Source organism: [Clostridium] ultunense DSM 10521 (genome assembly GCF_000511955.1).
GTDB classification, from domain to species: Bacteria; Bacillota; Clostridia; order Tissierellales; family Tepidimicrobiaceae; genus Schnuerera; species Schnuerera ultunensis.
In genome coordinates this window covers 458160-471269 of the sequence record NZ_AZSU01000002.1, presented here as the reverse complement: position 1 = coordinate 471269, position 13110 = coordinate 458160, and the positions used below count along the sequence as shown (strand labels likewise).

17 protein-coding genes are annotated in these 13110 nt (G+C 32.4%); 4 read left to right on the top strand and 13 right to left on the bottom strand.

Annotated elements, in window-relative coordinates:
• Positions 1 to 137 precede the first annotated feature (137 nt).
• Both CUL_RS0105095 and CUL_RS0105090 read right to left on the bottom strand, forming a co-directional pair.
• Positions 138 to 557, bottom strand: a complete 420-nt coding sequence (locus tag CUL_RS0105095) for a PPC domain-containing DNA-binding protein (protein WP_025640719.1) — start codon at positions 555 to 557, stop codon at positions 138 to 140.
• Positions 558 to 587: 30 nt separating this feature from the next.
• Positions 588 to 1202 carry a LysE/ArgO family amino acid transporter gene (locus CUL_RS0105090; RefSeq protein ID WP_025640718.1) on the bottom strand — a complete coding sequence of 205 codons (615 nt, stop codon included), beginning with the start codon at positions 1200 to 1202 and terminating at the stop codon, positions 588 to 590.
• 258 nt (positions 1203 to 1460) lie between these two features.
• Between CUL_RS0105090 and mnmH the strand changes: the two genes are divergently transcribed.
• Complete coding sequence (gene mnmH / locus CUL_RS0105085; RefSeq protein ID WP_025640717.1) at positions 1461 to 2486, top strand: tRNA 2-selenouridine(34) synthase MnmH; 1026 nt, start codon at positions 1461 to 1463, stop codon at positions 2484 to 2486.
• A gap of 64 nt (positions 2487 to 2550) precedes the next feature.
• A complete protein-coding gene (locus CUL_RS0105080; RefSeq protein WP_025640716.1) occupies positions 2551 to 3279 on the top strand; it encodes a [Fe-Fe] hydrogenase large subunit C-terminal domain-containing protein in 729 nt (242 codons plus the stop codon).
• Positions 3280 to 3399: 120 nt separating this feature from the next.
• Here the strand turns inward: CUL_RS0105080 and CUL_RS0105075 are convergent, their stop codons facing one another.
• The 11 genes from CUL_RS0105075 to CUL_RS0105020 all read right to left on the bottom strand — a co-directional run bounded on the left by CUL_RS0105075 (position 3400) and on the right by CUL_RS0105020 (position 12208).
• On the bottom strand, positions 3400 to 4077 hold the full coding sequence (locus CUL_RS0105075) for an RAMP superfamily CRISPR-associated protein (protein ID WP_025640715.1): 678 nt from the start codon (positions 4075 to 4077) through the stop codon (positions 3400 to 3402).
• Positions 4025 to 4444 carry a hypothetical protein gene (locus CUL_RS0105070; protein WP_025640714.1) on the bottom strand — a complete coding sequence of 140 codons (420 nt, stop codon included), beginning with the start codon at positions 4442 to 4444 and terminating at the stop codon, positions 4025 to 4027. Before CUL_RS0105070 ends, CUL_RS0105075 begins: the two co-directional genes overlap by 53 nt.
• 107 nt (positions 4445 to 4551) lie before the next feature.
• Positions 4552 to 5898 (bottom strand): PDDEXK family nuclease, encoded by a 1347-nt coding sequence (locus tag CUL_RS0105065; protein WP_025640713.1) that lies wholly within the window; start codon positions 5896 to 5898, stop codon positions 4552 to 4554.
• 283 nt (positions 5899 to 6181) lie between these two features.
• Complete coding sequence (locus tag CUL_RS0105055) at positions 6182 to 6979, bottom strand: dipeptidase (RefSeq protein ID WP_269077315.1); 798 nt, start codon at positions 6977 to 6979, stop codon at positions 6182 to 6184.
• A gap of 54 nt (positions 6980 to 7033) precedes the next feature.
• Entirely contained in the window at positions 7034 to 7243 is a 210-nt protein-coding gene (locus tag CUL_RS0105050) for a hypothetical protein (protein WP_005582610.1), read from the bottom strand.
• A 41-nt stretch (positions 7244 to 7284) separates the two neighbouring features.
• On the bottom strand, positions 7285 to 7533 hold the full coding sequence (locus tag CUL_RS0105045) for a MoaD/ThiS family protein (RefSeq protein ID WP_025640711.1): 249 nt from the start codon (positions 7531 to 7533) through the stop codon (positions 7285 to 7287).
• A gap of 13 nt (positions 7534 to 7546) precedes the next feature.
• A complete protein-coding gene (locus CUL_RS0105040) occupies positions 7547 to 9448 on the bottom strand; it encodes an aldehyde ferredoxin oxidoreductase family protein (RefSeq protein WP_025640710.1) in 1902 nt (633 codons plus the stop codon).
• Between the two features lie 37 nt (positions 9449 to 9485).
• Positions 9486 to 10667 carry an iron-containing alcohol dehydrogenase gene (locus tag CUL_RS0105035; protein ID WP_025640709.1) on the bottom strand — a complete coding sequence of 394 codons (1182 nt, stop codon included), beginning with the start codon at positions 10665 to 10667 and terminating at the stop codon, positions 9486 to 9488.
• A gap of 18 nt (positions 10668 to 10685) precedes the next feature.
• Positions 10686 to 11156 carry a hypothetical protein gene (locus tag CUL_RS0105030; RefSeq protein WP_005582606.1) on the bottom strand — a complete coding sequence of 157 codons (471 nt, stop codon included), beginning with the start codon at positions 11154 to 11156 and terminating at the stop codon, positions 10686 to 10688.
• Between the two features lie 130 nt (positions 11157 to 11286).
• Positions 11287 to 11559 carry a hypothetical protein gene (locus tag CUL_RS0105025; RefSeq protein ID WP_005582604.1) on the bottom strand — a complete coding sequence of 91 codons (273 nt, stop codon included), beginning with the start codon at positions 11557 to 11559 and terminating at the stop codon, positions 11287 to 11289.
• Positions 11560 to 11677: 118 nt separating this feature from the next.
• Positions 11678 to 12208: a flavin reductase family protein gene (locus CUL_RS0105020; RefSeq protein WP_025640708.1), complete on the bottom strand. Its 531-nt coding sequence runs from the start codon at positions 12206 to 12208 to the stop codon at positions 11678 to 11680.
• A 225-nt stretch (positions 12209 to 12433) separates the two neighbouring features.
• Between CUL_RS0105020 and CUL_RS0105015 the strand changes: the two genes are divergently transcribed.
• Both CUL_RS0105015 and CUL_RS18845 read left to right on the top strand, forming a co-directional pair.
• Complete coding sequence (locus CUL_RS0105015; protein ID WP_005582599.1) at positions 12434 to 12811, top strand: hypothetical protein; 378 nt, start codon at positions 12434 to 12436, stop codon at positions 12809 to 12811.
• Between the two features lie 69 nt (positions 12812 to 12880).
• Positions 12881 to 13021, top strand: a complete 141-nt coding sequence (locus tag CUL_RS18845) for a hypothetical protein (protein WP_157752619.1) — start codon at positions 12881 to 12883, stop codon at positions 13019 to 13021.
• Positions 13022 to 13110: the final 89 nt, after the last annotated feature.

Here is a 13110-nt window from a genome sequence, read left to right as displayed (position 1 = left end):
TAATACTCATTTACGGAAAGTTCATTTTAATTAGTATTTTATAAGTGAAAACTTTCCTATTGGTTATAAAAAAACTTGCCATTGATTACAGGTTCTTATACCTGCATTAATGGCAAGTTAATAGCTTAATTGGAAAACTAAAACTTAAAAAGGTTTAATCCAATTTCTTCATCAAATTCTCTATCTACTACCCCTTCTATTGTATCTATTATTATCTCCCCCGTAGCACTAATTACTGCTGAAGTTAAATGGCCTCCATATACATTATAATTATGATCTGCTAGGGTTATGTGAAGATGAAGATAGACTTCCCCTTCCATTTGAGAAATATTTCCCAAAAGACTTGTTATTTCCATATCTCTAATCAATTCTTTAGAATGGTATTCCTTAGTACTGGTTTCAAATAAACCTACTACTGCTTTGTCGGTGGCCCCAATACCAGTTATAGTGCCTAGCTTGATTCCTTCTCTTTCACATAGAGTCTTAATGGATTCTACTATTTCTTCACCTTTCTCCAATCTAATTACATACTTGCTACCAAATCTTTTGAATTCCATATTTATCCCTTCCTTTTAAAATTAATAGTTTTATAGGAATATTTCCTTTAAAAAAGAATATCCCAGTCTAAACCCGAAAAATATAATTATTATTCCACAGATAATATTAATCCATTTGATGAAATTCTTATTTATCCTTTTTTGAAATACTGACACTATTGTTGACAATGAAAAAAACCATAAAAATGAAGCTAAGCAAAATCCTAATATAAAATATTTACTCATTCCGTTAGGGATATAAGCATGATACCCACCTAGTAACAAAGATCCATCTATAATAGCCTGAGGATTTAGCCAAGTTACAGCAAAAGTATCCCTTAGAATCTTTATAAAGGATTTTTCAATTTCTATATCTGTAGATAAATTTGGGGATGATTTTATAATACTATAACCTATGTAGATTACTACTATACTACCTATCAACACTATAATTCCCTTTAATATGGGCACTTTATTTAATAATAATCCAATTCCAAAAAAACAAGCTAAGGCCAATGTAATATCGAAAAAAATTGTTATAAAAGCTACTCTGTAGGCCCTTCCTCGGGTTTCCCTTATAGCTGAATTTATTACATATAAATTTTGCATCCCTATAGGCGCTACATATCCAAAACCTAACATTAATCCTTGTAATAGATAGCCCATATATTTCCCCCTTTGCTTTTTTCTATTATATCACAACTCCATCAGTATTTATTTAAACTCATCTTCAAGTTCTTCCATGTAAAACTATCTACCTATTTATAAGTATAACTAAAGGTCAGAAGTATTTCCAGAAACACCTGCAACTTAATTCATTGTGTAATCTCCATACATATGCTATAATATGTTCTGTAAATATTGCAAAATAGAGGAAATGTTATCTAGATACCATTTAGTATTCAATTAGAAGAAGGGATTATAGTGTTTAAAACAATTAAATACGAAGAAATTGAAAAAAATTGGATTGACGAAAGCTATGCATTTATCGATGTAAGAAGCCCATCTGAGTATGAATCTGAAACTATTCCTGGCGCTATTAATATCCCAATTTTCAACAATGAAGAAAGAAGTTTAATAGGGATTGTATATAAACAAGAAAGTATAGAAAAAGCCAAAAAAATTGGGATAGAACTCGCTTCTAAGAAACTTCCTAGTATTTATGAGAAAATTATAGAACTTAACAAAAAATATGATAATCTTGTATTTTTCTGCGCTAGAGGTGGCATGAGAAGCAGGGCTTTAGTTTCTCTTTTTGAATCCATTGGAATAAATGCTTTTAAACTTGAAGGAGGCTATAAATATTATAGGAAATACATTTACACTCACCTTCCCGATTTAGTTACGGATATCCAATTCATTATTCTCTATGGTAATACAGGAACTGGAAAAACTCACATCTTGCAAAATCTCAAAAGAAAAGGGATGGATATTGTAGATCTAGAAGGTTGTGCAAATCATAGGGGGTCTATCCTTGGCAGTGTAGGCCTTGGTCAACAAAATACTCAGAAGATGTTCGAATCTCTCCTTTACCAATCCTTATTTAATAGAAAAACAAATTTGGTATTTATTGAAGGAGAAAGCAGAAGAATAGGAAAAGATATAATACCTAAGTACCTATTTGAAGCTATGAAAAAAGGAATAAATATTAAAATTGAGGCCAATATGGACATAAGGATTGCTAATATCTTAGATTCCTATGTTCACGACACGGATGATGAACTTATAGAATCTTTGGAACATCTAAGGAAACATTTGGGTGATAAAAATATAGATAGATATATTAAACTAATAGAAAAACATCAATATAAACCTGTGGCAGAAGAACTAATGGTTAAATATTATGATCCTATGTACGAGCATAATGACAGAGAATATAATAAAGTATTCTATAATGATGGTATAGAAAATGTAACTAATGAAATAATTCAGTGGGTGGAAAATTTGTAATACAAATCCATTATATTTTTTAGTTTAATTGGACACAATCCATTTAGTGGGAAGGAGTGTCCATATGACTAATGAAAAAGATTATAGAAAATTATTTAGAAAATTACTCAAAGCTTACTACGAAGATGTAAAGGGTAAATACTATGAATTAATAAAATATACTTCTCCTTCAGTTTCTCCAATGATTGCAGCTGGTAAGGTAATGAAAGAATTAGAACCTGAATGTAAAGTTGTATTCATAGGTCCTTGTGTAGCAAAAAAAGCTGAAGCAAAAGTAGAAGATTTAAAAGGAGCTATAGACTATGTTTTAACCTTTAATGAATTGGAAGATATTTTTCGTGTCTTTGATATAAATCTGGAAAAACTTCACGAAGAATTATCTACCCAATACACCTCCAAAGGTGGTAGAATATACGGAAGAATAGGTGGAGTTTCTGCAGCTATAGAAAATACTATTAAGCACATGTTCCCAGATAAAGCCAATATATTTTCCAGTGAACAAGCCAGTGGAATAAAAGAGTGTAAGGAAATGCTGGAAAATGCCCTTCATGGAAAAATTCAAACAAGATTTTTAGAAGGGATGGGCTGTGATGGAGGATGTGTGGGAGGCCCTAAATCTATAATACCAGAGGAAAAAGGTAAAGAAATGGTAGATAAATTTGGGAATGAATCTAAAGTACATCTATCCGCTAAAAATAGGATAATGAATGAATTCTTAAGAGAATTAGGTATAAACAGTTTTGAAGATTTTAATGATAGAGAAAAAATAAAAGTATTTGAAAGGAAGCTTTAAGTAGATTAGGAAAAGGTGGGACCTATGAATCCCACCTTTTTTTGATTTAATCCTTATAGGTAGTCTAGTAACCTTGCAGCAATGCAATCAGGTTCTATGGCTATAGAAGGTTTCAATTCCTTATAGGTAGTCTAGTAACCCACCAGGCAAACCTAATGCTCTAGTTTCGATATAACGTTTCGATTCCTTTAATATTTTAGTTTTTACAGGGGTATCAGCAATTAAAGTCAATTTTACTTCCCCAAACCCCCTAGTCCTATTTAACCCTATATTTCTTGTTAACCTACAGCAATCTTCAAATAGCTTTATAAATTCACCTGGAATTTCGATTGGGAAATAGAATATATTTCCCTTTTTAATAGCCCTAAGCTTTCTTAAACTATTATCCTTTGCCGTGTATGTCTTCTTATCAATACTAGTCTGTTCCCTTATGGTTGTAAAATAATCAGTTATATAATCCTTAGTAAAAAATTTGGTCGTTAAATTTAAATGTTGGCTATAATAACTTTCAAGATAACTTTTTATGCTTTCATAATTTTCTATTCGGCCATTGTCAATCCTTAATAACCCTCCATGCATTTGACCAGGCTTTCCAAAAATATTATCTAAATCTTGTAAATTATAATGACCTAATTTACATAGGGTTTCTCCTGCTTCCCTTAATACTCCCTTTATCCTTTTTGATGGAATATAAGGTATCCCGTATTCATCAACTGCCGTTTCTATATCTACTATAGACGACAAACTATCTCCTGAACTTGTGCATAAATCTGATAAAAGTTCCATTTTTATCTTCATTCAACCCCATCCCCTCACCCAAGTTTTCATATAAACTCATAATTTCTATGAGATCAATATAGGGAGTCATACGATCTTCATCAAATCCAGGTGTATCGGAATTCAAAATGTCCTTATTAAGGGTTTTCTTTCTAGATTCCATTTTTGCCAAAAAGTTTTTCATTTCCTTTTCACCTAAAATATAGTTTTGCCTAAGCTCTTCAAGATTTGAAGAAGTCCATTTCTGTTTTTCTAGATTTTCGCATAGTTTTATTGATTGGTTCCACTTATATTTACCATAATAATTTTCAGATACGCACCATGGCCTATATAGTAAATTATATTCCTCAAAATCATCGTAATCCTTAGCATCCTCCATATAATACACATTATATCTTGCTTTTCTAATATTTGCTAAAGATGTATTAATCTCGTTGTTATATGCTATATGAAAATCAAACCAACTTCCTACATCTTGCCCCTCCTCTGCTGCTATTAATTTAGCCTTCTTTTTGGCGTTGCTACAACATCCTCATATCCTATGATATATATTTCGCCAGATTCTAATTTGAATGATTTTAAATCAGCTTCCAAATTTCTATTAAAATTTTCATCATTATCATTATAGGCCTCATTGGGCATCATATTAACCCCAATAACCCTAGCATGTTCCCCTCCTAATTGTCTAGCTCTAAAAATACCCTCAAATGCTTTCTGCTTACATACTCCAATTCTTTTTCCAGTTGTTATAGTAAAATAATATAATTTGTATCCCTTTATAGCTATTATATCAATTTCTGCAGGCCTAATATGCCCATCTACTTTCATGTCAACATTTACTGAGTGATAAAGTTGCATTTTATCTATTAAATTTTCCTTTTCCAATATTTTATATATTCTTTCATAGATATAGTATTCTAACCATTTACCCGCAAAAAACCCTACAATCTCTGCAAATTTCTCCTCCTCATATTCTTCTAAAGTTTCCTTCAAATGATTAGGCATATATTCGCTAAACGACTGGTTTAACTCATTATTTAGCTCTTTTTTATCCTTGGTTTTCCAGTCTTTTTTAGATGGCTTGCCAATTTCCCGATTCCTTTTACGATCATTCAAAGATTTGTTCACCTGTAATATTTTTTTTAATTTTTTTTCATTTGTTTCTTTATTTGTTTTCAAACATTTAGTAAAAAAGCTTTGCTTCCTATTCCACTGTTCCTCCTTTGATAACCTTTCAATATTTAGATACCTATCTATTTGTCCTTCTGCATTCTTATTTGTATTTATTAATTTCATTCCATGCAATTCAAGCAAATCTTCTATATGTATAGTAATGATATCTGTTAAATCATAATTGAGAATATAAGACAAACTTCCTTTTTCCCTATCTTTCATAATGTTCAATTTATTGTTCTTTGGGTCTATATCTGAAAGGATTAGTTCAAATGTACCGTTGATTTGTTCTTGCAACCACTTATAGGTTAATACTGCCATTGGCTTTGTGCCACCAGTATAATTTAGATGAATTGTTTTAATATTATTATCATGAATAAATTTGTTTAACTTGTTATTAAGACTATTAATAATCTTCCCAGCATCTCTAGAATCAGATAAGCTTATCCCTTGGCATATGTTAGAATCTGATACCTTTCTTTTTATCCTCTTTTGATAATCTTCTGTACCATCTTTACCCGTATGAATAAAATAATAGATATCAGGTTTCGGAACATAACTCCTATACTTATCCTCGTGACTCATCAAAAATTCAGTCACAATATAATTTGGTAATGGATTTGATCCTACCAGACACATAAAAACATTTGATACTTCTCTATCATACATAATATCGCCCCCTAATATTTATTTAAATTTACTAGATTAAAATTATTTTGAATGCCAAAACTGTATAATTTTTTAAATCTTATCATATGGCTTCCATTGCTTATTATTCTACACATATCCATAAAATTCCTCTTTTATATTTAACTTTATTAAAATTTATCTGTTCATTAAATTGGTGACAAATAAATTCATTCTTTAAACATATTTCACATATATATTAACCAACAAAAAAACTACATTCCTGAATTCAACATTCAGGAATGTAGTCTTAAATAGATAACTACTAATCTAATACTTCTTCCATTAGCCTATAATAATTCTTATACGATATTTTCTCTATATCTTCTTTAGTATATCCTCTGCTATAAAGGATATCTATAAAATCCGGAATCCTTACTATGGTTTCAAATCCTTTGGTTCCAATATTCACATCTTCTACAAAACTATCTATGGTATCTGTCTTTAGGTAGTGGAAAAAATCGAAACCAAAACTCACATATTCAATTCCTGCAATCTCTACCATATGATCTAAATGGTTTGCTAAATGATGGATATCTTGTTTATCCCTATCTATATGAACAAACTCATTGAAAGAGTTTAAACCAACTAGTCCTCCCCTTTCAGATATTGCCCTTATCTGTTCATCTGAAATATTTCTAGGTACATTGCACAATGCCCTAGAATTGGAATGGGAATTTACAATAGGTCCTGTAGTATTTTCGTATACATCCCAGAAGGTCTTGTCATTAGCATGGGCAAGATCTATTATTATCCCTAGTTTCTCCATCAATTTAACTGCTTGGATTCCTTTTTCGGTTAAACCCCTATTGGGATTTCCTCTTACTCCTGTTGCAAGAGGATTTTCTTCATTCCATGTTAAAGACATATGTCTAACTCCCAATAGATATAATGCATTTATTAAATTTACCCTATTACCAATTCCACTTAACCCTTCCATTCCTATTACCACAGCTAATTTCCCCTCTGCTAAAGCCTGATCAAAATCCTTTGTGTTTTTCACTATCTTCAATATATCCAGATTCTCCATTATTTCTGCACTCATATGTTCGATGATTTCCAATGTTCTTGCTTAATGTGACTATTTCTATTGTATTTAATTCCTCTATTACTTTATCTACCTTTGCATTAATTCTTGTCTAGATTCAGTTAAATCAGTGGTTTGTTCAATTACGGCCTTTAAATCTTTTCTTATTTCTTCTTGTCCTTGCCCTAATTTTATTTGTCCCTGCTCTAGCCTTATTTGCCCTTGTCCTAGATTTCCTACTTTTTCGTTTAATTTTCTAAGTTCCTCTAATACTATTTTTTGAAATTCTTCGTTGGTCATTCCAATACCTCCAATGCCCCTAAAATCATAGACGAAGAGTTTTATCCTCCAGCAATAGGCGATAATATACTTATATTGTCATTATGATCTATTTTAGTTTTAAACATACTCAACTCAGTAATATTCCTATTGTTTACGAATATAAGGCTTCTTTTTAGTTCCTCCATGGTTAAATTAGGTTCTATTTCAGATAATTTTATTAGTAGTTCCTCAATATTCTTGGCTTTTATTATCAACTCATTCTTCCCTACTTTAATGCTATAAATACCAAATAACTTAACTTTAGCCATTGAATTCATTCCCTCATTCTATCAATTTTAGTTTTCTTAATTTAGTCTTTTTAGGTATTCCATTTTGATCCCATTGTCTAATTTCATAATACTTCTCTTTTAGTTCATCCAATGGAACATAACTATTTGGCTCATCTTCTCGCTGAGTCACTTTTGTCAGCCTGTCAGGTAGAAAATCATCCTTTGCCCTTACTCCCCTTTCTACATTATACATCCGTTCTAAATTATATCCCCTATCTCCAATATTCTTCAATTTACCAATGGTCATCTTCATACCTGTTACCAACTCAATGGCTTTTATTTGGGGTATTTGGGAAAGTTTAATAGGTAATAATTTCTCATCTGCTTTATTTATAAACCTTATAATACTGGCAGCTAGACTAGTAGTTAGAAGTTTATTAGTAAATCTAGTAACCTTACTATTAGGATTTCTAATTAAATTCTTTGGTAACATTGCGTAAAGAGTAAAAAGACAATTTCCTGCCGAAGAAGTAGCTTCCATAATATTCTGAGTCATAATAGTTAACTCAGCTTTAGCTTTAGTGGAGTAGGGATCAATGCTAAGTCCCAATCCTTCAAATAACACTAAATATCCAGCATTTAAATGGCAACCTCCCCTGTTAGACACTGCATAGCCTAATCCCTGACCTATGGCAGATCTAGGTTCATATGCAGAAAGCTCCATTCCCTTCGAATGCATGGCAAATTCAATCCCCCCATATTTCTCAGAAAGATATCTAGTCCCTTCGGCTAACTGATTTCCTATGCCTTTTCTATAGGCTATATCTTCAAATATCTCCGAAATATTCTCCGTTTTCCCAAATTCTATATTGTTTTCCCATAATCCTTTTTCATTTAATTCCATGGCGAAGGCAATAGTTCCTCCCGTACTTATAGTATCCATTCCTAGTTCATCTAGTTCTAAATTCCACCTTAATATAAGTTCCAGGTCATTATTTAATAGATTAGGCCCCAAAAGACCTAAGGTTTCTAATTCAGGTCCTTTTACTACTCTACTGCCAATTTCCACTTGACGGCCACATTGGATAGGACATGTAACACAACCTTTGTTTCTAATTAGAAAATCCTTTCTCAATCTTTCCCCAGATATCTTTTGGAAATCTTGGTACTGGCCATATTTAAAATTCTTAGTGGCCAATATGTTTCTATGCTGCATCAAACTAATTAACCCAGCCGTACCAAATTTCGGCAGTTGTTCTCCCGTTAGAGGATGATCTCTTAGTGAACCTATCCATTTTTTATAAAACTCCTTAGTCTTTTCTGGCTCTGCAATTTTAGGTCTAAGGTTTCCTTTGGCAGTTATGGCCTTTATTTTCTTATTACCCATGACTGCTCCTATGCCTCCTCTGCCAGCTGCCCTTTCACCGCTAAATATGCTTGCATATTTTACTAAATTCTCCCCTGCAGGCCCTATAACAATTTTCCCAGCCTTTGAATCTAAAGCCTCTTGGGTCATACTCACCTTTTTCCCCCATAGGTCCTTGGCATCATGGAATAATACTTTTTCCTCGGTTATTTCTATCCATATAGGTGATTCAGATTTATCCTTTATTATTAAAGCATCATATCCTGCCCTTTTTAAGGATAAGCCAAAATTCCCTCCACAATTTGAAGAGGTGAGTAATCCCGTTAAAGGAGAAATAGTTGATATATTAAACCTGCTTGAAGCTGGGGCATTGGTACCTGTTAAGGGTCCCGTACTTACAACTATAATATTTTCCTCATCGAAGGCCTTTACATTGGGATTTACATTATCCCTAATTATTTTAGCTGCCATTATCTTTCCGCCTAGATAATCTTCCCTATCGGCATCTGACCAAGGGTAGAGACTAGTAGTTCTGTTTTTTACATCTACGACTAAAACTTTACCCATATACCCACCACATTTGGCCATATTATCCCTCCATCCAAATTTATCGAATATTTATTCCTCAATAAGCCTCCTCTAATATCTTCATAACCCTATCAAAAGTAACCTCTACTGGATTTACAATGGCAGCACCATCGTTTATTGCAGTTTTTGCAATGGTTTCAAAATCCTCTTTTTTCACTCCTACATCCCTAAGTTTATTGGGTAGACCACATATTTCATTAAATTTATTTATAAACTTGTTGATTTCATCTATACACCGTCTTCCTCGATCTTCCCTGGGAGTTTGACTATAGACCTCTGGACCTGAAAAGGCAAGAAGTATTCTACCATATTCTTCTTGGCATAGTTCTAAGTTTAGGTTCATACAATGGGGAAGTAATATAGTCATAGCATCTCCATGGGGTACATTACAAACGCCACCGCAAGCATGTCCAATGGCATGGACTATGCCTACCATAGAATTTGAAAAAGCTATTCCTGCCATTAAGGAACCATTGGCCATGGCAAGCCTTGCCTTTTCATCCTTTCCGTCAACTACTGCTTTTTCAAGATAATTAGAAATCAATTCAATAGATGTTAAGGCATAAACATCACTTATTGGATTCTTTTGAAAACCACTAAAAGCTTCTATACTATGGGTTAAAGCATCTATTCCAGTAGAGGCTGTTAGTTTTGAAGGAAGGGTTGCTGTCATTCGTGGGTCTAACACTGCTACATCTGGCAATATACTATAGGATATAAATTCCATCTTAACCTTTCGACTTGTATCTGCAATTACGGAAACTAAAGTAGCTTCAGAACCTGTACCAGAAGTGCTTGGCACTGCAATAAAAGGATTTAATTTTCCACCTAATATCTCTAACCCCATATATTCTTTCAAATCAGTAGCATTGGTGGATACTAACATATTAACTCCTTTAGCTGTATCTATTACTGATCCTCCTCCTATAGCAACTATGCTATCACAATTATTCTCTTTATATAATTGGCTAATACTATTTACTATTTCAATAGAAGAGTCTTGGGGAATCTCTTTAAAGATAAGTCCCACTTCAATATTTGCATTTTCCATAGCATCTGTAACTATCTTTAATTGTCCGTTTCTAATCATGGATTTAGTAGTTAAGATAAGAGGTCTTTTAGCCTCCAGATTGCTTAACTCAAAAGGAATATTCTCTAAAGCATTCTTTCCAGAAATAATTTTTACCGAGTTTTTAAACTCATAATATTCAGGTAACATATTGGATCTCCTTTCTTTTTAAGCTATTAATCGAATATAGGCCTTAATTTTATTTGATGAAAGTTTTGGAATTTCTTTTAGAATCTTTTTAGAAATGATTTTAGGGAATAAATATGCTTCTACATAATATAAGATACGTATGAAAGGCATACTAGCAATTAAATCTCCTTTTACAATAAAGCGATGCTGTGCATAACCTTCATAGACTCCGATCTGTCCTAAGATTAGCATTAGTGCTGCTTCGTAACTTTTAAAAGCAATTGAAAGATCTGGGGCTCTATTATAATTGCTTCCTAAATATTTGAAGTTGTTTCCTACCTTTTCTACGGCAACTTGAGTATCAGTGTTAAAAACCTTTAATTCAATTATAAAACCGTCTTCGTAAAACTCTAATTCTTTTTGAATCGCCTTCTCTATTTTAGAACATGAGACCAATCCCTTTCCAAGAAATTTTAAACCGATTCCTGTAATCAGCCGTCTAAACTTCACATATCTCCCCCCTTTTCCTATGGACTAACATAACTTTACTTAACACCATTATATTATACTTTGAAAATTGTTCAAACATTTAGAACTTTTTAATTTTAAAATGGACACTCCCTTAAGAAGTGTCCACCTATTATCGAAACTTATATATTGTGTGATCATTACCTAAATAGTTAACTCTCGCATAAATTCTTACCATATGATTCTCTCCATCATAGCTAATTTCCACATCTGATGGCCTTCCGTCGTCTCCCCTATTTTCCAAATGCCTTTCCAAAATATTCAAAGCATAATCTCTATTATAATCATCATAATCCTTTTTGTACTCATCAGCCGAAATTTCCAATACCAAATTATGGACACCCTCCTGAACGGATCTCTTCTCTTTAATATTGTCGAAATCCATACCATCACCCTTTCTACTTTTATATAAAAATGCCAATCTATATTATCTTTTCTCATTAATTAATTATTATGTTATCAATTTTGGTTTAGCATATTATATAAAAGCCGTGGCCAAAACACTACTCATTATAGTAGCAATTAACTATCTCTCCATAATATATGGTATGACAATCACCTGATTTATACCATTTATTATTTTCTTCTTGGTACCACTTACTCCTTATTACATCATCTAAAAACTTTAGATCCATAGGATGTTTATATACTATTTTACACTCATAAACCATATGACAGTTTCCAATAGCAGGGGATTTAACTATCTGGCTATTGATAAGGGTTAAATTGCAATCTTTAATTTTATCATAATCCCTTCCCGATTTACTTCCACAAAAACCTATAGCTTTATTCATCTTATTGTCAAAGGGAATAGATATAGTAAAATCTTCCCCATTCTCTAATAGCTCATGGGTATATCGACTCTCCCTTACTAATACTGTAAATATAGGCCTGCCCCATTCATATCCTATATTTCCCCATCCTATTGTCATGGTATTAACTTTACCATCCTTATCCTTGACGGTTAAAAAAGCTCCCCTTTGTTCCATGTTTTTTAAAGAATCTACTAAATTTAAAGTATAATCAAAATCCATATTACTACCTCCTCAATAATCCGTATCTCAAACTATATTACTAAACTTCAGTTACTATTATATACTAATTGGCAAGTGAAAAACATGGCCTAAATAGCATTATTTACTATGATATAATATTAATATAGGGATTATTATCTTTTCTAATAATTTGGACATAATAAAACCAGGATTATTTTTAACCTATTGTATATATACACTAGCCAAATAAGGGGGTGATCTATATTGGAAATTCGTGAAAATGCTATAATTCCCTTAGGTTATGGGAAGTTTGTTCGATCGGATAAGATTGTGGCCCTGGACCCCATTGAAGAAAATAGAGGCCCTGGACGACGTACATTAGTATATATTGAAAATCTTAAAAATCCCATTGTAGCTTCCAGAACAGAAACTTCTATTCTAGCTAATATGTCAAAAACCCCCAAAGAGGTATTGGAAGCCACATCTGCTATGGAACTATTACAGGATATATTAGACGATATTGAACAAATTGGCCCTATGCTAAGGAAGAGTATTTTAGACGAAGCTGGGTTAGATCTAGACCGAATCCAAAGAAAAATCGAGGAAATATTAACTCATGATTTGGACTCTATAGGCGAATAAAAAAGCATCTCCTTTGATGTGATGTGATGTTACCCCCTAAATCCGGACACGGAATTAGGGGGTTTAATCATGTCTAAATATTCATTTGAGTTTAAGTTAAAAGTAGTTAAAGAATACATGAAGGGAGAAACTGGTGGTTACAAGTCTGTAGCTAAAAAATATGATGTAATAAATCATGGCTTGATTAGATATTGGATTAATGATTATTAAAAGTATGGAGAAGAAGGCCTAAAAATAAAATCTACAAAGACTTTTTACTCTGGAGAATTTAAGCTTCGTGTATTACAATATAGGCAATT

Coding starts and splice junctions, on each gene's coding strand:
- CUL_RS0105095 (WP_025640719.1), bottom strand. CDS start 557: ATGGAATTCAAAAGATTTGGTAGCAAGTATGTAATTAGATTGGAGAAA.
- CUL_RS0105090 (WP_025640718.1), bottom strand. CDS start 1,202: ATGGGCTATCTATTACAAGGATTAATGTTAGGTTTTGGATATGTAGCG.
- CUL_RS0105080 (WP_025640716.1), top strand. CDS start 2,551: ATGACTAATGAAAAAGATTATAGAAAATTATTTAGAAAATTACTCAAA.
- CUL_RS0105075 (WP_025640715.1), bottom strand. CDS start 4,077: ATGAAGATAAAAATGGAACTTTTATCAGATTTATGCACAAGTTCAGGA.
- CUL_RS0105065 (WP_025640713.1), bottom strand. CDS start 5,898: ATGTATGATAGAGAAGTATCAAATGTTTTTATGTGTCTGGTAGGATCA.
- CUL_RS0105050 (WP_005582610.1), bottom strand. CDS start 7,243: ATGACCAACGAAGAATTTCAAAAAATAGTATTAGAGGAACTTAGAAAA.
- CUL_RS0105045 (WP_025640711.1), bottom strand. CDS start 7,533: ATGGCTAAAGTTAAGTTATTTGGTATTTATAGCATTAAAGTAGGGAAG.
- CUL_RS0105040 (WP_025640710.1), bottom strand. CDS start 9,448: ATGGCCAAATGTGGTGGGTATATGGGTAAAGTTTTAGTCGTAGATGTA.
- CUL_RS0105035 (WP_025640709.1), bottom strand. CDS start 10,667: ATGTTACCTGAATATTATGAGTTTAAAAACTCGGTAAAAATTATTTCT.
- CUL_RS0105025 (WP_005582604.1), bottom strand. CDS start 11,559: ATGGATTTCGACAATATTAAAGAGAAGAGATCCGTTCAGGAGGGTGTC.
- CUL_RS0105020 (WP_025640708.1), bottom strand. CDS start 12,208: ATGGATTTTGATTATACTTTAAATTTAGTAGATTCTTTAAAAAACATG.
- CUL_RS18845 (WP_157752619.1), top strand. CDS start 12,881: ATGTCTAAATATTCATTTGAGTTTAAGTTAAAAGTAGTTAAAGAATAC.